General features: G+C 70.6%; 15 protein-coding genes and 1 tRNA gene. 10 read left to right on the top strand and 6 right to left on the bottom strand.

The features are described 5' to 3' along the window. Positions 1 to 8 precede the first annotated feature (8 nt). A tRNA-Gly gene (locus IT371_21595) sits at positions 9 to 83 on the bottom strand. Between the two features lie 141 nt (positions 84 to 224). On the opposite strand from IT371_21595, the gene IT371_21590 reads away from it, so the two are divergent. Beyond that, entirely contained in the window at positions 225 to 1,469 is a 1,245-nt protein-coding gene (locus IT371_21590) for an FHA domain-containing protein (GenBank protein MCC6750273.1), read from the top strand. On the opposite strand, the gene IT371_21585 is transcribed toward IT371_21590, so the two are convergent. The 3 genes from IT371_21585 to IT371_21575 form a co-directional block, all read right to left on the bottom strand. Then, positions 1,463 to 2,908 carry an ABC transporter permease gene (locus IT371_21585; GenBank protein ID MCC6750272.1) on the bottom strand — a complete coding sequence of 482 codons (1,446 nt, stop codon included), beginning with the start codon at positions 2,906 to 2,908 and terminating at the stop codon, positions 1,463 to 1,465. The genes IT371_21590 and IT371_21585 overlap by 7 nt on opposite strands. A 625-nt stretch (positions 2,909 to 3,533) precedes the next feature. After that, on the bottom strand, positions 3,534 to 4,412 hold the full coding sequence (locus tag IT371_21580; protein ID MCC6750271.1) for a hypothetical protein: 879 nt from the start codon (positions 4,410 to 4,412) through the stop codon (positions 3,534 to 3,536). Between the two features lie 95 nt (positions 4,413 to 4,507). Then, complete coding sequence (locus tag IT371_21575) at positions 4,508 to 5,284, bottom strand: enoyl-CoA hydratase/isomerase family protein (protein ID MCC6750270.1); 777 nt, start codon at positions 5,282 to 5,284, stop codon at positions 4,508 to 4,510. Between the two features lie 94 nt (positions 5,285 to 5,378). On the opposite strand from IT371_21575, the gene IT371_21570 reads away from it, so the two are divergent. Further along, a complete protein-coding gene (locus IT371_21570) occupies positions 5,379 to 6,512 on the top strand; it encodes a hypothetical protein (protein MCC6750269.1) in 1,134 nt (377 codons plus the stop codon). Between the two features lie 73 nt (positions 6,513 to 6,585). Here IT371_21570 and IT371_21565 read toward each other — a convergent pair whose 3' ends face one another. After that, positions 6,586 to 7,197, bottom strand: coding sequence for a polyhydroxyalkanoate synthesis regulator DNA-binding domain-containing protein (locus IT371_21565; protein MCC6750268.1), 612 nt, complete (start codon positions 7,195 to 7,197; stop codon positions 6,586 to 6,588). A 130-nt stretch (positions 7,198 to 7,327) separates the two neighbouring features. On the opposite strand from IT371_21565, the gene IT371_21560 reads away from it, so the two are divergent. The 8 genes from IT371_21560 (at position 7,328) to IT371_21525 (ending at position 18,015) form a co-directional block, all read left to right on the top strand. Continuing rightward, a complete protein-coding gene (locus tag IT371_21560) occupies positions 7,328 to 8,581 on the top strand; it encodes a hypothetical protein (GenBank protein ID MCC6750267.1) in 1,254 nt (417 codons plus the stop codon). Then, entirely contained in the window at positions 8,578 to 9,309 is a 732-nt protein-coding gene (locus IT371_21555) for a hypothetical protein (GenBank protein MCC6750266.1), read from the top strand. Before IT371_21560 ends, IT371_21555 begins: the two co-directional genes overlap by 4 nt. An 85-nt stretch (positions 9,310 to 9,394) precedes the next feature. Further along, the gene (locus IT371_21550; GenBank protein MCC6750265.1) at positions 9,395 to 9,592 is read left to right on the top strand and encodes a twin-arginine translocase TatA/TatE family subunit; all 198 of its coding nucleotides are present in this window, start codon (positions 9,395 to 9,397) and stop codon (positions 9,590 to 9,592) included. 65 nt (positions 9,593 to 9,657) lie between these two features. Continuing rightward, positions 9,658 to 11,814: a LysM peptidoglycan-binding domain-containing protein gene (locus IT371_21545; protein ID MCC6750264.1), complete on the top strand. Its 2,157-nt coding sequence runs from the start codon at positions 9,658 to 9,660 to the stop codon at positions 11,812 to 11,814. Between the two features lie 13 nt (positions 11,815 to 11,827). After that, positions 11,828 to 13,138 carry a TolC family protein gene (locus tag IT371_21540; protein MCC6750263.1) on the top strand — a complete coding sequence of 437 codons (1,311 nt, stop codon included), beginning with the start codon at positions 11,828 to 11,830 and terminating at the stop codon, positions 13,136 to 13,138. A gap of 1 nt (position 13,139) precedes the next feature. After that, positions 13,140 to 14,135, top strand: coding sequence for an RluA family pseudouridine synthase (locus tag IT371_21535; GenBank protein MCC6750262.1), 996 nt, complete (start codon positions 13,140 to 13,142; stop codon positions 14,133 to 14,135). Positions 14,136 to 14,166: 31 nt separating this feature from the next. Continuing rightward, a complete protein-coding gene (locus IT371_21530) occupies positions 14,167 to 16,302 on the top strand; it encodes a hypothetical protein (protein ID MCC6750261.1) in 2,136 nt (711 codons plus the stop codon). Between the two features lie 90 nt (positions 16,303 to 16,392). Further along, positions 16,393 to 18,015 (top strand): response regulator, encoded by a 1,623-nt coding sequence (locus IT371_21525; protein ID MCC6750260.1) that lies wholly within the window; start codon positions 16,393 to 16,395, stop codon positions 18,013 to 18,015. Here IT371_21525 and IT371_21520 read toward each other — a convergent pair. Further along, positions 18,009 to 20,486, bottom strand: a complete 2,478-nt coding sequence (locus tag IT371_21520) for a hypothetical protein (GenBank protein MCC6750259.1) — start codon at positions 20,484 to 20,486, stop codon at positions 18,009 to 18,011. The genes IT371_21525 and IT371_21520 overlap by 7 nt on opposite strands. Positions 20,487 to 20,499: the final 13 nt, after the last annotated feature.

Genomic DNA, 20,499 nt, shown 5'->3' with positions numbered 1-20,499 from the left:
ACGCTACGTGGAGCGGGAGACGGGACTTGAACCCGCGACGTCAACCTTGGCAAGGTTGCACTCTACCACTGAGTTACTCCCGCAGAGTACAGCGGCTCAGCGAAGATGTCGTATAGCAGGGGGGGTGCGGCTGTCAAGTGTCGCGTGGGCGGGACCGGGCCGGCCCGCGGGGGCGCTCCTGACCGTGGCCACGTGGGACGCGGGTGCGCTAGACTAGCCCGCCCATGTCTTCCACACGAGCCCCCGGGTACTGCCTCACGGAAGTGTCTGGCGCGCATGGCGCCGCCGACGCTCGAACGGTGGAGCTCTCGCCCCAGGAGCTGGTCGTGGGCCGAGCCGAGGACGCCGACCTCGTCTTCGGCGTGCCCACCGTCTCGCGGCACCACGCGGCCCTTTGGCTGCAAGACGGCATTCCCCACGTGAAGGACCTGGGCTCGGGGCACGGGACCTTCGTCAATTCGGTACGCATCGACCAACCGACGGCCCTCAGGCAGGGCGACCTCGTCTCGCTCGGACACGACGTCGTGCTCGTCGTTTCGGCTCGCAGCGGCGTGCTCCAGCCGTCCAGCGCCTACGCGCCGCCCCCCCCGCCCCTCGAGGCCGCGGCAAGCTCGCTCGTGGAGCTGGCCCTGACCGACACCGCCGCCACGCGCCAGAACCGGCCGTACCTCGAGGCGCTCGTGGACCTGGGCCTGGCGCTCGAGGACGCGCCGGATGAGACGGCGGTGCTCGAGACGGTGCTCGGCACGCTCCAGCGCGTCCTCAACGCCGAGCGGCTCGTCGCGCTGCTCGCCGACGACGCCTCTCAGCTGCACCTCGTGGCCGAGCTACCGCCCCCCTCGCACGCGGACGGCCGCCCGACCGCCCCGCTGGCCACCCTGCTCGAGCAGGCGGCGCAGCTCCGCCAGCCCGTGCTGGCCTACGACACCAGCTTCGACGAGCGCTTTCGCGACCGATCCGGCGCCGAGCTCCCCAGCGCGCGTTCAGCGCTGTGCGTGGGCCTGCATGGACCCGCGAGCTGCCTGGGTGCGCTCTACGCCGAGAACCATGGAACGCCCGGCGCCTTCACGCTCGACGACGGGAGGTTCTGCCAGGCGGCGGCCCAGCTCGTAACGATCGAGCTCCTGCGGCGCCGCCCCATGCAGGAGCCGGCGGAGGCCGAGCGAGCTCCCGCGCCCGATGGGGACGGACGTGGCTTGTCGGAGACCGACGTCGCGGCGATGGCCGCCGACCTCCGCAGTCACCTGAACCGGCTCGAGCTGATCGCGAACGACCTCGAACACGAGCACGGCGATCAGCCCATCGCGCGACTGCTGATCGCGGAGGCCGACCGCCTCAGAGCCGACCTGGAACGCTACGACTGCTGGGGAACCCGCGAGGCCACGCGCATCGGCATGCGCTCGGAGCTTCCCCGTGCAGCCCACGGCGCCGCACCGGTCCTCGCGCCACGCAAGGCGCGCGACTACTGATAGCGCAGCCCTTCGACGGGGTTTAGCCGCGCGGCCCGCACGGCGGGGTAGAGCGTGGCGAGCAAGCACACTCCGAGCGCGAAGGCGGCCGTGACCACGAACTCCATCGGGTTCATGCGGACGGGCAGCTCGTTGATGAGATAGACCTTGGGGTCCAGCGGGAAACCGTAGCGACGGAGCGCGAGGCCCCCGAGGTAGCCCCAGGCGAGGCCCAGGCTGGTCCCGGCCACCCACACCACGAGCCCAGCAGCGACGAAGATGCGTGCGATCCCGGCCGACGACAGCCCCATGGATTTCAGGATGGCGATCTCGCGCGTCTTGCGAATGACCAGCATGGCGAGCGCCGCCAGCACGTTGAACGCGGCGACGACCACGATGAAGCCGATCACGATCTCCAGGAAGAGCTTCTGGATGCCGAGCGCGGTGAAGAGGTTCTGGTTCAGCTCGCTCCAGTCCACTGTGCGATAGGGGCTGCCGCCCAGGGCGCGGGCGAGCTGGCGCGCCAGCGGCCGCGCGCGCTGCACGTCGTGGATCTTGAGCTCCACCCCCGTGACGACGTCCCCCTGGTCGAAGAAGGACTGCACCTCGCGCATGTGCAGGTACACGAGGCGCCGGTCGTACTCGTCGAACCCCGAATAGAAGATCGCCGCCACGCGAAAATCGCGCGAGCGGGGCAACTCGGTGTCTGCCGACCAGCTCGACGTGTCCAGCCCCGAGAGCGGCGAGATGAGGCGCAGCACGTCGCCGACCTTGGCGTCGAGCTTCGCCGCCAGCTCGCGACCGATCACGATGCCCGGGAGCTGGGGCAAGGTCCGCCCTCGGTCGTCCGTCGAGGGGGTGAGGAGCGCCGAGAGGTCGCCACCCGCGACGCGTTTCGGCTGGTCGATGTGTCGCGGGAGGTCGAGCACGCGACCGACGAGCTGAGGGTCCACACCCTTGACCAGCACCCCCGAGAGGCGGTTCCCGCGGGCGACCATCATCTCGTTGAAGAGGAAGGGAGCGGCGGCCGCCACACCGGGCGTCCCCTCGGCCGTTCGGATCACGCGGCGATACTCGGAGAAGTCGATGCCGTACTTGAGAATCAGGATGTGCGCGTTGACCCCGAGCACCTTCTGCCGGAACTCATCCTGGAAGCCGCTCGTCACGGAGAGCACCCAGAGGAGCTTGGCCACGCCGATCGCGATGCCAAGCACGGAGATGGCGGTGAAGGTGTTGAAGAGCGCCAGCAGCAGCCGCGCCGCGATCGCGATCCCCGTCACGAGGAGCGCGATGGCCCAGAAGGCCCGCGGTGAGGTGAAGAGCAGTCCCGAGGGGCCCAGCAGCCCGAAGAAGGCCAGGGCGAAGAAGAGCACGAGGAAGAAGTCGAGCCACCCCACGCGCCCCCCTCGCCCGCGATAGAGGTAGCGCCAACCGAGGAAGAGCTCGTAGGGGAGTCGCACGGGCCTCTCTCATCCCATAAAGGAGGGCGGCCGTCTAGGCGCGGAGAGGGTGGGTGTGGGGAGTCGTTCTATCCGGCGGTGCCCGCGATCGCCGCGTCGACGGTCACCGCGGCGTCGGGCACACGCGCATCCGGGAGCGCCTGGTCCGGGGGACGGCTGTCGGGGACCGGCGCGTCGGGCGGGCGTTGGTCCGGAATCCGTGCGTCGGGAACGCGCTGATCCGGTATCCGTGCGTCCGGTATCCGTGCGTCCGGTATCCGGGCGTCCGGTATCCGTGCGTCCGGTATCCGTGCGTCCGGTATCCGCGCGTCCGGCATTCGTGCATCCGGCCGCCGCGCGTCCGCTATCTGTGCATCCGGTATCCGCCCGTCGCGCCTCGGTCCGTCGGCCACGGGACCGTCGCCCCGAGGTCCGTCACCGATCGCCCCGTCGGGCAGCGCTCCATCGCCCGAGCCGAGTTCCTTCGGGCCCTGGTCCACCGGAGCATCCCCCACGCGCCCGTCGGTCGCGGCGTCCCGAGCGCCGGCGTCTCCACCGCCCTTGTTCAGAGATTCGGTGTCGAGGAGGGCCGAGCACCCCGAACTCAGGGCCACGAAGAGTAGTACCCCTCTAAACGGGACCATCTCTAGTACCGAATCTCGGCCCCGAGCCCATACGTCCCACCACCCACCATCGGCGCCAGGCGGAAGCGCTGACTGACCTCCTCCTCCTCCTTCTCCGGCTTGTCGTTCTTGTCTTCCTTCTCCTCCGCGTCGTCCTTCGCCGGGGAGTCGTCGGCCGCGGACTTCTTGCGGCCCTCGAGGAAGAAGAGCACGGTCGCCGTTACCGCGGCCCCTGCCGCGAGGCCCCACATCACATCGGCGGCGATGGCGCGGCTGCGCACACCGGCCACCTCCGTGTCCTGGCACGAGGGGGAGCAGCGTCCCTTGAGATCGTCGTACTTGGACTTGGCGCTGATGCCGAGGATCGTGCCGCCCACCGCGAGAGCGCCCGCCAGGCCGGCCGTGATCCAGGTCCAGAACCGCTTGCGCCCCGCCGAGGGAGCCTTGTCCTTCTCGCCGCCCCCCTTCGCCTTGCCCTGGCCGGCCGCCGCCTTGGCCTCACCCGCGGGCTTCTCGCCCGGCAGCTCGAGAGGCTTCGACCGCCCTTCTTTGATCATGCGCTCGAAGCGCTGAATCATCTCGTCCACCGAAGCCCTGTCCGCGTCGGGGAGCGCCTCGCGGTAGACCCGAATGGCCTTCAGCGCGGCCTCGTAGTCGCCAGCCTTCTCGTAGGCCAGCGCTACCTGCCCCATCACTAGACCGTCCTTCGTCACCTCGTAGGCCTTGCGAAACTCGACGATGGCCTCGGCGAAGCGATCCAGCTGCAACATCGCCTGACCGGCCTTGAACGCCCGCTTGGCCTCGGCCAGGTCGGCCTGCTTCTCCTCGGCGTGGCCGACCGACGGCCCCCCGAGGAGCAGGAGCACCGCACACCACGTTCCTGCGGCGATTCGGCTGCGCATTCGGCTCCTCCCTTGCGAAGGGCCCCATCTTACCACGTCGTCGAGAAAGCCCCAAAGTGCGGCGGCGCGAGAGGGAGCCCGCTCACCGCGGAGCGCTAGCGCCCGGTGAACACCGGAGCTCGCTTCTGCAGGAACGCGGAGAGGCCCTCGCGTGCGTCCTCGGTCGAGAGCACGGCGCCGAGCTGGCCCTCGAGATAGCGGAGCGCCTCCTCGAAGGGCTTCTCGTCCGCGGCGCGCAGCGCGTGGAGGCCGAGCCGCATCACGGCGGGGCTCTTGGCCGCGAGCGCCTGCGCCAGCGCCATCGTATGGGCCTCGAGCCCGTCATCGGCCACCGCCTCGTTGATGAGTCCGATGCGCACCGCCTCGCCGGCGCTGATCTTCTCGCCGGTCAGGAGAAGCCGCAGCGCGGCCTTGCGCCCCACGGTACGAAGCAGGTTGGCCATGACCATCATGGGCCACAGCCCGACGTTGATCTCCGGGGTGCCGAAGCACGCGCTCTCGGCCGCGAGGGCGAGGTCACAACCCACGACGAGCCCCAGGCCTCCCGCGAGCGCGTGGCCGTTGACCATCGCGATCGTCGGCTTCCCGAGCTCTGCGAGCACCAGGTTCAGGTCCACGTACGAGCGCGGAGGCACCGCGGCGGCCGTCCCCCCTCCCGCGCTCATCTGCCCCAGGTCTCCGCCGGCGGAAAACAGCTTTCCGGCCCCCGTCAGCACCACCACCCGCACCTCGTCGTCGCCCTTGGCCCGCTCGAGCGCGTGACAGAGCTCGCTCACGGTCGCGAGGCTGAGCGCGTTTCGCTTCTCCGGTCGATTCAGGGTGAGCCGCGCCACGCGCTGCTCCACGGCGTAGAGGATCTCGGTGTAGTCCATCGCGCTCCTCGAAACGTGCGGGGGATGAGGCTGTTGATCCGCTGGCCTCCTTGTTGTTATTCTCCGCGCTCGAAAGATCAAGGAGATTGCGCGCATGCGGATCGTCCGATTGCTTGGTCCCCTGCTCGCGGGTCTGATCGCGAGTCCGCACGCGCACGCGGGCGACTGGGACCTCAACCTCGGGCGTCTGTGCATCATCGAGGCCGGTAACAACGCCATCCTCGACTGCGGCGGCGGCTACAACCCCGCGTTCGGGGTGAAGCAGGTCATCCCCGACAACGCGGCCTTCCGGGCGCTCATGTCGGAGCTCGGCGCCATCTTCGCACCCAACATCCTCTCCACCGCGGAGACGCGCGGGTGGAACGGCTTCAACGCGGCGCTCGAAATGGGCTTCACCAGCATCAACCCGCGCAAGAACGCGAACGGCGGACGCAACGCGAACGACAAGTACGCGCCACCCGAGCACCGCTACTGGCGAGCGGCCGAGTCGGTCTCCTCCACCGCCTTTTCCGAGGGAAACATCCGCACGGGAGCCGCCGCGGCCCGCATCGACCAGGAGCTACCCGCCTCCTTCGCGCCGACGATCTCGGCGATGCTCCGCAAGAGCTTCTGGCTGCCGGTCCCCTCGGTGGAGCTCGGCCTCGGGATGCGCCACCTCATCGGGAGCCACATGGTGGCCGGCGTCGTGTCGGCCAAGGTCTCGCTGCACGAGGGCTTCCACGGCTGGCCGCTCCCCGGGCTGGCCGTGCGCGGCACCGCGAGCCGGCTCATGGGCACCCCGGGCTTCAACCTGACCACCGGCGCGCTGGACTTCTCGATCTCCAAGCACTTCGGGATCGCCTCGACCTTCAATCTCACGCCGTACCTCGGCTACCAGCTCCTGTGGGTGCTGGCGGCCTCGGAGGTCATCGACGCCACGCCGGGAGTGGACGCCGTGGCGCAGAGCCTCGCCTCGGCCCGGACCCCGCTCGAGCTGGCGCAATGCCGCGCGGCCGACTGCAACGCGCACTTCACCTTCGACCAGCAGGACAACATCCTCCGGCACCGCTTCTTCTTCGGGCTGCGCGCGAACCTCTATCTCTTCTCGCTGCTCGCCGAGTACAGCTACTTCGCCGCCGGACGCGCCACGGACCGGCTCGTCACGGCAGTGACGCAGATCCCCGTCGACCTAGCGGACGAATCCGGCGCGCAGCACGCGGTCAGCTTCGCGCTGGCGGTCGACTACTAGGAAGCGAGTACTAGGAAGCGAGCGAGGCGGGCGCGGCGGGCCTTGGTGCTGCCCTCGCGCGGCGGGCTTCCAGCTACGAGGAGGACGACCCGCCCGATTCACCGTCGCCGCGGAGCCTGCGCTCCAGGTCGGCGATGCGCTCCTGCAGGACGGTGATCTCCTTCTGGAGCGGTGCGAGCGGCGACACGCTGTCGATGGCGCTGTGGATGTTCTGGTCGATGCGCGTCTGCCACTCGTCGAGGGTCGTCTGCACGCCGTCCACGAACTCCTTCAGGAAGCGCCCGGCCTCGAGACGTTCGGCGCTCTTGGCGGAGGTCGGCGCCGGCTCGGCCGCGGCCTCGGGCCCCTGCTCCTTGTCTTCCCGACGGAACACCTGACCCACGCGCTGCGCGGACAGGTTGAGCTGGTTCATCAGCTCGTGCAGGGACTCGCCCCCCGTCTGGATGATCTTGCGCAGCGCCCCGAGCGGAAGGAAGCTCTTCTTGCGCTTCTCCTCCTCGAAGATGATCTGCGCCAGAGTGACGGATGTGAGATCCTCCTTCGTGCTGTTGTCGACGACCTTCACGTCTTCGCCGTTCCGGATCATCTCCGAGATTTGCTCGAGCGTGACGTACCGGCTGTCGCGCGTGTCGTAGAGCTTCCGGTTCGCGTAGCGCTTGATGATTCTCGTAGTCGTGCCGGTCATAGGGCGTTGATATCACACCCCGACGCGCTGCACAATTGCCGCGTCTCCGAGGAAGCACACCGCCCGCGACCCTCTTGGTCCGGTCCTTGATCCCCCTCGCGGCATTGACCCATAATCGAGGCGACCCTTCATGCGCATTCCATGCCCCAAGTGCAAGGCGCTGCTCGAGGTGGCGGAAGAGCTGATGCGCAGCGGGGTCCTCAAGACCACCTGCCCCACCTGCACGTTCGCTTTCGTGTTGCGCCTCGGCGAAGCGGCGCCCCCCAAGGCCATCGCAACCGAGCCCGCGCTCCAACGCGGCCCGGGTCTCAAGAGCTCGGGGTCGCGCGTCTCGGCGGCGGGAGAGATCGGCGGGGGGGCCTCTCCCGTCGTGCCGCGCCAGACCTTGACCACCGTGGTCGTGGACCCGGAGCTCGGCGACGTCGGCCCCCCGATCCAGCGCGTCACGACCGTCCCGGTAGAGGGGGCGCTGCGGCCCGTGACGACCCTCCCCGAGGATCAGCCGCTCCTCTCGGCTGCCACGATGCCGGAGGTCGAAACCCTCGTCGCCTCCCCGAGCACCTCCGCCGCAGAAGCTAGCCCGAGCGCCTCGAGACCTCTGCCGGTCACGCTCCCCGACCTGCCGGCCCTGACGGAGGACCCGCCGGAGCTCCCGGAAGCGGTTCGCGGCGGCGCACCCTCGGCGGCTCCCAGCGCGCCCGTGGCTCCGACGCCCTCGCCCACGGTCGTGCCCGCGGCTCCGACTCCCGCGCTGCCGGCCGCCGTCCCGCTCCCCGCGTGGACCCTACCGCCGCCGCAGGTCTCCGTCGCGGCCGAGGGGAGCGGCGTGGGGCGCGCGTTCGGGCTGCTCGTCCTGCTGCTCGGGGGGAGCGGCGTCCTCTTCTCGCTCTTCGTGCTCTACCGCAACGACTGGTCCCTCGACCTCGGCAATCTGCGCGGCATGCTGCACCGCGCTCTCGGCGACAAGCCCCGGGCCGCGCCGGAGCTCGAGGGCCTCACCCTCTCCCCACCCATCGCGCGCGAGGTGCGACTCGCCGGGGGCCAGCGCGCCCTGATCCTCGAGGGTGCGATCAAGAACGACGGCGCCGTTCCGCGCCGCTACATCTACGTGCGAGGCCTCCTCAGGCGCAGCGGTCTCACGGTGATCCGCCGCGAGATCCCCGCGGGGAACGTCTTCGCCGCCGAGCAGCTCGGCAAGCTCTCCCCCGACGGTCTCGAGGCGCGGCTGAATCCGGCGGGCTCCGACGGACGCAACGCGCGCCTGACGATCGGCCAGTCGGTCGCCTACATGGTCGTGCTCGCGCCGCTCCCCGAGGACTACGCGCCGGAGCGCTACGACGTCGCTGCCGAGATCGCTCGGGCCGAGCTGTGTGACCCTCCGTGAGCCCCGCCACGCGCGGCTTCGTCCTCGCGCAGAAGCTGGCCGCCCTCCCCGAGCCGGCCATGCGCGAGGCCGTCCTCGTCGAGCAGGTCCGTCGCCTGTCCGCCACCGAGGCCGCGCTGATGCTCGACGAGATCCACCGTCGCGGACGCGATGGCGGCCCCCCCTTCAACATCGCGTTGCGCTCGCTCACCAGCGCGCTCGGGCGGGGCCTCATGGACTACTCGCTCGTCGAGTCGCTCTACGTCGCGGCCAAGGAGGCCGAGCTCCACGCCCTGCCGCAGCTCTTCTGGACGGGCGTGGTCCAGACGGAGCACCAGCCACCGCGCGAGCCGGCGCGCGAGCTGACGCTCGGACACCGCAAGAGCCTCGCGCGAAGCTCCGACCCGGACGTCCTCGACCGGCTCCTGCGTCACCCGGAGGCCGACGTGGTGCGGCAGCTCCTCGCGAATCCTCGGCTCACCGAGCGCGACGTGGTGGCGCTGGCCGCCCGCCGGCCCACGTTGCCGGAGGTCCAGCGCGAGATCTTCGCGTGCCACAAGTGGGCGGCTCGCTACGCCGTGAAGCGTGCTCTCGCGCTGAACCCGCACACCACGTCGGAGGTCGGCATCCGGCTCCTCCCGTTTTTGCGCGCGCCGGATCTACGCTTCGTGGTCGGCAGCCCCACGCTCTCCGAGGCGCTGAGGGAGGCCGCGCGGCGCCTCCTTGCGGTTTCCTCACCCTCGCGTTGAACGCGCCGGACCGCTCGTGCTATGTGGTCAGCGCGGGGTCCTGTGAACGTGCCCCCGTTTCTTCTGACGTGTGCGCGAGGCGATCGTGCCGGGCATCACCGAGCTCATCCTGCTCCTCATCATCCTGTTCATCGTCTTCGGCGCGCGCGGCTTGCCCGCGCTCGGCGAGGCGATCGGACGGAGGAGAGCGCGTCGGCACGAGCCGCAACCGACCAGCGACGAAGCGCGCCCGCCCGCCGTCGGGCCGGGGAAGGCCGCGCACCCCACGGCCGAGCAGAAGTAAGACCTGCGGGCCGCGTGCAGGAAGTTGAGTCCTCCGGAGGGCTCTGTTAGACTCCGTGTATTCAAATGTCGCACACCCTCCGGCGAGAGCTATCGTTCGCCCTCGCGGCTGCGCTGTGCGGGCTCCCCTCGGGGCTCGCGCAAGCGCGGCCTGAACCCGTCGCGCCCGCCGCGCCGGTACCCGTTGCGCCCGCGCCCGTCGCTGAGCCCGAGGCGCGCGCGGCGGAGCCCGCCCCTGCGGAACCGAAGGCGCCGCTCGAGGACCTGCGTCGCTTCGAGGAAGGCGCCTTCCCCAAGGGCGGACCCCTACGCCCGGGCGACGCGAAGGCCACCGAACCCGAGGCCGCCGCGCCCCGGCGCGCGCCGCGCCCGTCGCTCGAGAATCTCCCGCCCGAGCTGCGCACCCCGGGACATCGCGCCTCCGCCGCGCCCGAGCCGAGCAAGGCTCCCGCGAGCTGGATGACCCGCCTCGTTCTGCCCGACCTTCCCATCACCTGGGACCCGAAGCTCATCCGATACCTCGAGTTCTACCGGACGGACCCGCGGGGGCGCGCCATCATGCGCCTCTGGCTCAAACGTCAGGGCCGGTACCTCCAGGTCATCTCCAAGACGCTGCAGAAGTACGGCCTCCCGCAGGCGCTCGCCTACGTGGCGATGATCGAGAGCGGCTACGACCCGACGGTGACCTCGTACGCCGGGGCGGCGGGGATCTGGCAGTTCATGACGCACGCCGGGGAGGCCTTCGGCCTGCGGAGCGACCACTGGATCGACGAGCGACGAAACCCCGAGCGCGCCACCGAGGCGGCCGCGCAGTTCCTCAAGGAGCTGCACGTGCGCTTCGGCACCTGGGAGCTGGCCCTGGCCGCGTATAACGCGGGGCACGGCGCGGTGACGCAGGCCATTCAGAAGTACAATACGAACGACTATTGGCAGCTCTCGAGCTACGAGGCGGGGCTCCCCTGGTCCACGGCCCTCTACGTGCCGAAGATCCTCGCCGCCGCGATCGTGGGGCAGAACCGAGCGGCCTTCGGCTTCGCCGAGGTGACCCCCGACCCGGAGCTCTCGTACCAGCTCGTCTCCGTCGGCAGCACGCTGACCCTGGCGCAGCTCGCGCAGGCGGCCGGCGTGCCGAAGGCGCAGGTCGAGCAGCTGAACCCCGAGCTCCGGCGCGGCCGCACGCCCCCCTCCGGCAAAGTGTGGGTCCGCATCCCCGCCGGCACGGCCGTGAGCTTCTACGCGAAGCTGCCCGGCATGAAGGGGACCTTGCCCCGCTACATGCCCTACCGGGTCAAGCTCGGAGACACGGACCGAGAGGTGGCAGAGCGGTACGGGCTCTCTGCGGTGGCGCTCCGACGCCTGAACGGGCTCAAGTCCGCCGCCGAGCTGCGCCCCGGGCTCACGATTCTGGTCCCCGCATCTGCCGCGCGGACGGCCAAGGACAAGGAAGAGGAGGCGGGCGGCGAAGCGATCGTCGTGGCCCTTCCTCCGGGGCGGCCGACGACGGTCGCGGGCCGCGAGCGTGTCTTCTACCGCGTGGCGCCCGGCGATACGCTGAGCGAGATCGCCGCGCGACTCGGCGTAGAGGTGAGCGAGCTCTCGGCCTGGAACGCGATCGAGCCCCAGGCGAAGCTGATGCCCGCCATGGTGCTGCAGGCCTTCATCCTCTCGAGCCTCGACCGGACCGGCGTGCGCCTGCTCGAATCGCGACGGGTCCGCGTCATGGTGGCCGGCAGCGACGAGTTCCTGAACCAGCACGAAGAGAAAAAGGGACGTCGCCGCGTGCTCTACCGGGTCCGACGCGGCGACACGCTCGTGGCGTTGAGCCGGCGCTTCGGCCTGAGCGTGGGGAGCCTCGGCCGCATCAACCGGCTCACCCGCTCCGCGGCGTTGCAACCGGGACAGACACTGGTCCTCTACCTGGAAGCCAGCCGCGCGAAGAAGCTCGGCCTCAAGCCCTCGGCAGCCCCCGACGACGAAAGCGAGCAGGAGAGCGGTGACGAGGCGTCCGCGCGCCCGCCGGAGGAGACCCCGGCGAAGGAGCCCGCCGACGCGAAGGCAGAGGAAAAGACCGACGCGAAAGCCGACGCGACGGCAGAGGACACGACCGTGGAGAAGACCCCCCCGGCCAAGGACCGCGCGGCGAGCCGTCGACCCTCTTCCCCTGCCCCCCGCCCCCGTGCGAAGGTCCGGACGCCGAAAGCAGACAACCCCTCGGCGGACTGACCCCAGCGGACCGATGATCTCTCGACGACTGCTCGCGATACTGCTCGCGTCGATTCCCCTCAGCGCGGCAGCCCAGGACCAGCTGACGCTCGACCAGGCCTACGAACAGGCGGTGAAGCAGAGCCCCACGCTCGAGCTGCTCAAGCAGCGCGTGGCCCAGGCGGAGGCGGCGCGGCTGAAGGCCTGGGCCGCGCTGAAGCCCACCGCCGCCTTCCAGGGAACCTTCACGCACTACGACCAGGAGGTTCGCCTCGACTTCGGCGCCTTTCTCCCGCCCGGGGTGAAGGCGGGCGACCCGATCGTGATCCAGAAGGAGAATCAGTTCGGCTTCAACGTCGTGGCCAGCCTGCCGCTCTTCCGCGGACCCGTCTATCCGCGGCTCGGCATGACGGGCCGGGCCATCGAGCAAGCCCGTCTGCAGCAGGTGCGCTCCCGACAGGAGTTCCTGATCGAGGTGGCGCGCGCCTACTACAACGTCCTCGGCCAGCAGGAAACGGTGAAGGCGCTCGAGAACAAGGTCCAGCTCGACGCGAAGAACGTGGCCGCGGCGCGCGCGCGCTACGAGGTCGGCAAGACGCCGCGCGCCGACCTCCTTAGGGCCGAGCTGGTCTCGACGCAGGACGAGCAGGCCCTGCTGCAGCAGCGCCACACGCTGAAGGCGGGGCAGCGGCAGCTCGGGATCCTCCTCGGGCTCGGCGGAAGCGTGAAGGCCACGCGCCCACCGGAGCCCGCCACGCCGGCAGGCGGCCCCGGGCTCGGGGACGCGCTCGTCCGTCGGTCGGACTACCGCGCCACCGGCGCGGGCCTCGAGCTCGCGCGCAAGGCGAAGGAGGCCGTGTGGTGGGGCTTTCTCCCCTCGCTCGACTTCGCGTGGCTCTACCGCTGGACCGAGGCCGCGGGCTTTGCGAACCAGCGCGGGCAATGGAACCTCATGCTGACCTTGAACCTGCCGATCTACGACGGCGGACTGCGCTACGCCGAGCTGCGCGAGGCCGAGGCCAAGATCCGCGAGGCGCAGGCGCTCCGCGACCAGCTCGGGCGACAGATCGAATCCGAGGTCGTGCGCCTGCAGGCCGAGGTCACCGCCGCCGGCGCCGCGATCGCGAGCGCCGAGAAGGCACTGAAGCTGGCGCGGACCACGGCCGAGGACATGTCCGCGAGCTACGAGGCCGGCGTGGCGACCCAGCTCGACGTCCTCGACGCCAACCAGCGCCAGCTCGACGCCGAGCTGAATCTCACGCGCACCCTGTACCAGCGCGACGTGGCCCGCCTCTCCCTGACGCACGCTCTCGGCCGCTTCGATCCGGTGCGGGAGCGCCCGTGACGTGCCCGCCGGACCGCCCATCGAGTTCGTCGTCGAACCGGAGGCCCAAGGCGAACGCCTCGATCAATTCGTTCGCCGACGCATCCCCGGCCTGTCGCGCGGCTCGCTGACGCGCCTGCTCGACAAGGGACAGATCCTGGTGGACGGCCGCGAGCGCCCGAAGGGGCTACGCCTCGCCGTGGGCCAGCGCGTGCTCGTGGCTGCCGCCGCCACCGACGAAAGGCCGCCCGCGCAACCGGAGCTCCCGCTCCAGGTGCTCGCCGAGCACGCCGACCTCGTGGTCGTGAATAAGCCCGCCGGCGTGCCGTGCCACCCCCTCGTGCCGGGGGAGACCGACACCGTGGCGAACGCCCTCGTGGCGCGCTACCCCGAATGCGCCGACGCCAGCCCGCACCCCCGGGAGGCGGGCCTGGTGCACCGCCTGGACACGAGCACGAGCGGAGTGCTCGTGGCCGCTCGCAATCGGCTGAGCTACGGCACGCTGCGCGCCCTCTTCGGCAACGAGGGGGTGCACAAGACCTATCTGGCTCTCGTGCACGGAACGATCACCCGCCCGGGAGAGATCAGCCTGGCGCTGGAAGGTGTCCCCGGAGATCGCACCCGCGTCCAGGTGGTCCCGCAGGAGCGCGGCGGCACCGGTCAAGCCGCGACCACGCGCTACGCCCCGGTCTGCGCGCTCGGGGCGTTCACGCTCCTACGGATAGGCTGCCGCACGGGACGCCGCCACCAGGTGCGCGTACACCTGGCCCACGTGGGGCACCCGCTCGTCGGCGACCTTCTCTATGGAGGGTCCCCGTTTCCGGGGGTGGAGGGGGCCTTCTTGCACGGCCTGGAGGTAACCCTGCTCGGCCAACGCTTCAGCGCCCCCTTGCCTGCCGAGCGGAGGCGGCTACTCGAGACGCTCGGCTGGGACGGCCGCCTCGGGCCGAGCCCCGGCGAAGCAGCTCCCGCGACGGGCGCCGAGAGAGATCGGAAGATCGAGGACAGCTCCTCGTAAGTCGAAGCAGCAAAGGACCAGGAACTAGACCATGCGACGTATTTCTTTGGTGACAGCGCTTACGGTGACCGTCTACGGGTGTGCCACCTCGAAACCCCCCGCCGTGGGCGACGGCTCCGTCGGAGCGCAGAGCTGCAAGGAGGGCGAGCAGCCCCGCTGCGACCAGAACGGCAAGCAGCTCCTCTGCAAGACGAGCGACGCGGGGTTTCAGTGGCGGGCCGAGGCGTGCGCGGGAAACAAGACCTGCGACCCCGCCACCGGAGCGTGCCCCGACCTCTGCGGAGACTGCAACACCCCCCCGAGCGGCTGCTACCTCTCCGCCGGCACCTGCTGGAACGGCGAGTGCAAATACGAACCGGACGAGGGGAAGAGCTGCGATGACGGCGACGCCTGCACCGAGGGAGACAGCTGCGCGGGCGGGCAGTGCAAGGCGGGCAAGCCGAAGAGCTGCGACCAGGTCCCCGAGGACACCTGCGAGGACACCGGAACGTTGCGCGCGTACGCGCAGGCCGGCAGCTGCAAGACCGGGCAGTGCGACTACCCCTACGTGAAGGTCCCCTGCCCCCTCGGCTGCGAGAAGGGCAAGTGCAAGGGCGATCCCTGCCTCGGCAAGACCTGCGAGTCGCCGCCGTCGGGCTGCCATCGCGCGGAGGGAATTTGCACGAACGGCACCTGCACGTATCTGCCGGAGGACGGCAAGGGCTGCGACGACAACGACCCCTGCTCGGAGAACGACAAGTGCGCCGGCGGCAAGTGCGCCGGGACGGCGAAGGTGTGCACCACCCCGCCTCCGAATACGTGCAAGGACGCGAACACCGTGGTGAGCCACGCGAAGCAAGGGGCGTGCACCGGCGGCACCTGCGACTACACCTCGACGGAGGAGGCCTGCACCCACGGCTGCGACGCGGCGACAGGGGCCTGCAAGGGAGACCCGTGCGCCGGCATCACCTGCGACACGCCGCTCAACGCCTGCTACAAGGCGCAGGGGACCTGCAAGGGCGGAAAATGCGAGTACGAGGCAGACAACGGCAAGGGGTGCAACGACGGCAACCCGTGCACCGAGACCGACACCTGCACCGACGGGGTGTGCGGCGGCTCGGCGGTGATCTGCAACACGCCACCCGCCAATAGCTGCAAGGACGCCAACACCCTCACGGTGAACACCGCGCCGGGCTTCTGCTCCGCGGGCTCCTGCAACTACGGCAAGGCCGAGGTGGGTTGCCCCTTCGGGTGCGACACGGTCAAGGGGATCTGCAAGGGCGACCCGTGCGCCACCGTGACCTGCGACTCGCCGCCCAACAAGGACTGCTACAGCGTGCCGGGGATCTGCTCGGGCGGGAAGTGCACCTACTTGCCCCGGGCGGGGGCGAGCTGCAACGACGGAAACCCCTGCACGAAGCTCGACAAGTGCGATGGGATGGGCGGGTGCGCCGGGACGAGCTACAGCTGCAGCGACGGCCTGCTCTGCACGAGCGACACCTGCGACGGGCTCGGCGGGTGCACCTTCCCGCTGCAGGCCGGCTCCTGCCTCTTCCGCATCAAGTACGCGAACAAGTGCTATCAGTCGGGAGAGGCCAACGCCGACTCGGCCTGCGAGCACTGCGACCCGACCGTGAGCGGGACGGCCTTCGCCGTCTCGGGGGGCACGCCGATGGTGGTCTGGGGCTTCGACGACGCGCAGGCCTCCGGGTTCACCTTCGCCCCGAGTCCGGCCACGAGCCCGGTGAAGTGGCAGAGCGACGTCGCCCGCAAGGTGAGCACGCCGAACGCGCTCTACTTCGGGCGCGTGGACAACCACACCTACAACGACCCGAGCAAGCCGGTCTCCGGCGAGGCGACGAGCCCGTCGGTCTCGCTGCCGACGGCGCAGGGCAAGCTCTGCCTCGAGTTCCGCATGTTCAAGGACACCGAGGAGACCTACTACTCGATCGACCAGCTCACCATCACGGCCGTCCCCTCCGGGACCCTGATCTGGAAGTCGGGCAACGAGCCGCTGAACGCGAACAACAAGACCTCCTTCGGGTCCTTCTCCGCCGCCATCCCGGCGGCGCTCGCCGGTCAGTCCACCCAGTTCCGCTTCCGCTTCGACTCGTCGGACAGCTCCTCGAACACGGGGGAAGGGGTCTACCTCGACGACGTCCGGGTGCTGACCAACTGCACGCCCTGACCGCGCCCCGCGCCTCACCCGCGCCTTCCTTGCCCTCGTCTCGCGGCTGACCGTTGACCCCTGCGGGCGGCCGTGGTCCAATCCCGGCCCGTGCTACTCGAGGCGCAGCAAGCGGAGTGGTCGCGCCATCGTGCGCGGCTCGAGCGCGAGGTCCGGGTCCTGGTCGTCGACGGTGACCCCGCCCTTCGCAAGGTCCTGGACGATCTGCTCTACCGCTGTCGGATCCCCTCGCGCAGCGTGGGTTCGGCCGAGCTCGCGCTCGAGCTGGCGGGGCGCGAACACTACGCCCTGGTGATCGCCGCGGATCAGCTCCCCGGCATGACGGGGCTCGCGCTGACCCGCCAGCTCCGTGTGAACTACCCGCAGCTCGACGTGATCCTCACGGCCCACGCGCCGTCGGTCGATCTGGTCACGCACGCCTTCGACCTGCGGCTGCTCGACCTGCTCCCGGTGCCTCTCGACAGCGCCGAGCGCGTGATGGAGCGGCTCAAGCTGGCCGTCGGGCGGAACGTCGACCGCCGCATGCAGACCTACGTCCTCAACGAGCTCCGCAACACGCTCGAGGAGCTCGACCCGGAGGTTCGCCTCCGCACCACCACCGAGCTCGACCGTCGCCTATCGGCCTTCAAAGATTCCCTCGGGGCCTTCGACCGGGTGCTGGTCGTGGAGGCGAACCGCGACGACCTCCGCATCCTGAGCGAGAACCTGCTCCTCGCCGGCTTCCACGTCGAGACGGTGGACGCCTTCGAGGAGGCGCTGACCCGCGTCGCGGGCCAGGACGTGTGCCTCGTCGTCGCCATGGCCGAGGCCGTCCCCGACGACATGGTCGAGCTGCAGCGCCGCCTCCGCGCGGTGGATCCTCGCGGCGAGCTGGCGGTGGCGTCGCTGCACGCGCAGCCCGAGATCGCCCTGCGCGCGCTGCGCGACGGCCTGGCGTACTACCTGGCCTGGCCACCCGCATCGGCCTCGATGCTGGTGCTCCGCATCCGGGACATCCTGCGGCGCGGACGCCGCGAACGGCTGGTCGAGAACCTCTTCCTCGAGCTCTACCGCGAGACGTACCTGGCGCATCAACCGAACCTCTCGCCCGACCACTTCAGCGACTTCTGCACGCTGATCGGGCTCCAGCGAGCCAAGGCCATGACCGTCGAAGCGCTGCGTTCGCCGCTCGGCGACGACGACCTCGCCGAGTACGTCGCCGACGCCACGACCGGCGACTACCTCGACGACGTGCTCTCCGACGTCGTGGTCCACGTGGCCGAGGAGACGCCTGCCGACGCCTCGGCCACCAGCGCGACCGAGGACGGGTCCGAGCGGCGCGTGCACCTGCGCATTCCGGAGAGCCACTTCGTGCGCTTCAGGCCCAAGGCGTCGCCCGCCGCGACCCTGGCGTACATGGGTGATCTGAGCCAGGGAGGGCTCTTCATCCGCACACCGGAGCTGCTCACGCCCGGGACGCTGATGGAGGTCGACTTTCGCCTGGAGCACGACGGCCAGGGATACGTGGTGCGCTGCCGCGCGCAGGTCGCGTGGGTGGCGCGAAACGATCGCCAGTCCACCCTCGGCCCGGGGCTCGGGATCAAGTTCCTCGCCCCGCCGGACGACGTCCGCGCGCTCCTCAGCACCGTGATCGAGCACCGCACGGGCGAGTTCCAGGCGGTAGAGGGGAGCGAAGCGGGGGGCGAGCCGCCCGACGAGAGTCCGCTTCAGTAGTGCAGCGTCACGGCCAGGTCCGTCTCCCGCGCGAGCCGCCCGGTCAGACGCACCACCTCCCGGCCACGCGCCTCACCGCGCAGGTCGAAGGCCGCCCCCCGCAGGTAGACCGTCACGCGCCGCCCCGCGGGGTCGCGCACGACGCAGCTCGCGCGCTCGCCGGGCGGACAGGCGGGCAGCGGACCCCGGCCGAGGGAGAGCGAGAGCGCCCCGTCGTCGGGCGCGAGCTCCGTCGAGTGGAGCTCGAAGCGCCCCGCGGGGAGCGAGAAGCTCCCGGGCGCGCCGAGGTAGACCTGGAGCAGAAGCTCCCCCTGCACCGCTGCCAGATCCACCACGCCGCGTCCCCCGGAGGCCAGCGTCTGCACCCGGTCCGGAAGCTGCGGCAGGATGGCTCCCGCGCGGACGAAGACGGGCACCTCCTCGAGGGGGGCCAGAACCTCCACCGCCCGCGACCCGCGATGCGGTGTTCCGCGGAAGTAGTCGTACCAGAGGCCGGGCGGCAGCGCGACGCGACGTCTCGTGGCCCCACGCTCCACGACCGGGGCCACGAGCAGCGCGTCCCCAAGGAGATACTGGTCGGCGAGGTTCCACGGCAGCTCGGGGTAGTGCAGCGCGACGGGGCGCATCAGCGGCCATCCGTGGGTAGCCGCGTCCTGGGCGAGCGTCCACAGGTAGGGATAGAGCCGCACGTGCTCTCGCGCGTAGCGACGGAAGTGCGCGATCGTCTCGGCGTCGCGGGCGAAGTTCCACCCCTTGTCCCCGCTCGTGCCGTGATGCGTGCGCATCACCGGCGAGAAGGCGCCGAGCTCGGTCCAGCGGTAGAAGAGCTCGCGGTCGGTGGGCGGGTCGAAGATCGAGGTGTAGCCGCCGATGTCGTGCCCGTAGGTCGTGATCCCCGAGAGCCCGAGGTTGAGGCCGATGGGGATCACCGACGGCAGCCCGTCGTCGCGGGCGAAGGAGGTGTTCTGATCGCCGGCCCAGACCATGGGGGCCAGCCGCTGCGTCCCGGTCCACCCGCTGCGCACGAAGTAGACCGCGTCGCCGTCGGGGCGCGCGCGCGCGAAGACCTCGCGGTTCAGACCGGCCCACTGGCGCGGGTAGTCGTTGTGGGCGAGCTCGCCGCGCGACCCGTCCGCGAGCACCGCCTCCCACGGGAGCCACTCGCCGAAATCGGCCATCCACCCGTCGAGACCGAGCTCGAGCGCGTCGCGCATGCGTGCCTCGACCCAGGTCCGCGTCTCGGCGCGCGTCAGGTCGAGCAGCGCGGTACTCTGCAGGCGCGGAGGCCCGGCGAAGGTCAGCACCTGGCCGTCTCCGCCGCGCACGAGGAGTCCTCGCGAGTGGGCCTCGTCCCACTCGGGGGTCCCCTGCAGGATGAAGGTGTTGAAGTAGCCGAGGAAGCGAAAGCCCGCCTCGTGCAGCTCGCGCGAGAGCCGCGGGAGGTCCGGGTAGAGGCGGCGGTCCACCGACCAGCGATAGGCCAGGTGATAGCCACCGAGGCTCTCCTCGCCGCCCGCCCAGTCCTCGGTCCAGATCGCGGAGACGGGGAGGTCGTGCTCCCGCGCGAGACGCGCCACCTCGCGCACCGCCGCTTCTCCTTTGATGGCGTCGAGCCAGGGGGCGAAGACCCACGGCGCGGGCAGCGGCGGCCGTCCCGTGACCGCGGTCATCCGCTCCAGGCGCTCGAGCGGCGTCTTGCCGGTCACGATGAGCAGCGAGAGCTCCCGCTGCCACGTCTGTACGCGCCAGACGGAGGCGTGCGAGGCGCAGAGGTCGAGCACCGTGCGGGCCGTCCCCTCCACGAGCACCATGTACCCACGCGGGTTGTAGAGCACGGGGACCGGCAGGTAGCTATCGTAGGTGTCCCCGACGGGCGAGTAGCCGCCGTAGTGGTCCTGTCCGTCGAGCTTTCCGCTCCCTTGCTCCTGGGTCCACAGAGGGACCACCCGGCCACGATGGGAGACGGGGGTCTGCGCGCCGAGGCCGAGGAACTCGTCGTCGCGATGGCACGCGAAGGAGAGCGCGGCGCGGTTGGCGCTCCCCTCGGGGGCACGCAGGGTGACACGCACCACCCCGGGACTCACGAGGTGGGCCGAGAGCTCCGCGCTCTCCGCGGACGACATGGCGCTGGCCGACGCGCGACGACCGTCGGTAACGACGTCGAGCAGGCGCTCCGCCACGCGCCAGGGCCCCGCGCTCTCGCGGAAGCCGAAGGCGCCGAGCTTCAGGCGCACGTCGGCGGTGGCGCTGGTCCAGGCCGGTGCGCCGAAGCCCGGCGGGGTGCTCTCGGGGGTCTCGAGGAGCGGCTGCGCCCCGGGCCGTCCGAGGCTGAAGCGTGCACGAGCGCTGTCGAGGACGAGCTCGAGCTCCGCGTCGGCGAGCACCACCCCGGCCGGCGGAGAAAGACGCGTTCCGTCGCAGGCGAGCGGCGCGGCGAGAAGGACGAGAACCCAAGGGCCCAGGCGCACCATGGACCGGACACAT

The sequence above is a fragment of the Deltaproteobacteria bacterium genome, assembly GCA_020848905.1.
Lineage (GTDB): Bacteria > Myxococcota_A > Polyangia.
Note: the sequence above shows the minus strand (reverse complement) of the source record. Positions and strands in the feature narration are given on the sequence as shown.

Bases quoted from the DNA above. Each gene is read 5' to 3' on its own strand.
- IT371_21590 (MCC6750273.1), top strand. From the start codon at position 225: ATGTCTTCCACACGAGCCCCCGGGTACTGCCTCACGGAAGTGTCTGGC.
- IT371_21580 (MCC6750271.1), bottom strand. From the start codon at position 4,412: ATGCGCAGCCGAATCGCCGCAGGAACGTGGTGTGCGGTGCTCCTGCTC.
- IT371_21575 (MCC6750270.1), bottom strand. From the start codon at position 5,284: ATGGACTACACCGAGATCCTCTACGCCGTGGAGCAGCGCGTGGCGCGG.
- IT371_21570 (MCC6750269.1), top strand. From the start codon at position 5,379: ATGCGGATCGTCCGATTGCTTGGTCCCCTGCTCGCGGGTCTGATCGCG.
- IT371_21565 (MCC6750268.1), bottom strand. From the start codon at position 7,197: ATGACCGGCACGACTACGAGAATCATCAAGCGCTACGCGAACCGGAAG.
- IT371_21560 (MCC6750267.1), top strand. From the start codon at position 7,328: ATGCGCATTCCATGCCCCAAGTGCAAGGCGCTGCTCGAGGTGGCGGAA.
- IT371_21545 (MCC6750264.1), top strand. From the start codon at position 9,658: ATGTCGCACACCCTCCGGCGAGAGCTATCGTTCGCCCTCGCGGCTGCG.
- IT371_21540 (MCC6750263.1), top strand. From the start codon at position 11,828: ATGATCTCTCGACGACTGCTCGCGATACTGCTCGCGTCGATTCCCCTC.
- IT371_21530 (MCC6750261.1), top strand. From the start codon at position 14,167: ATGCGACGTATTTCTTTGGTGACAGCGCTTACGGTGACCGTCTACGGG.
- IT371_21520 (MCC6750259.1), bottom strand. From the start codon at position 20,486: ATGGTGCGCCTGGGCCCTTGGGTTCTCGTCCTTCTCGCCGCGCCGCTC.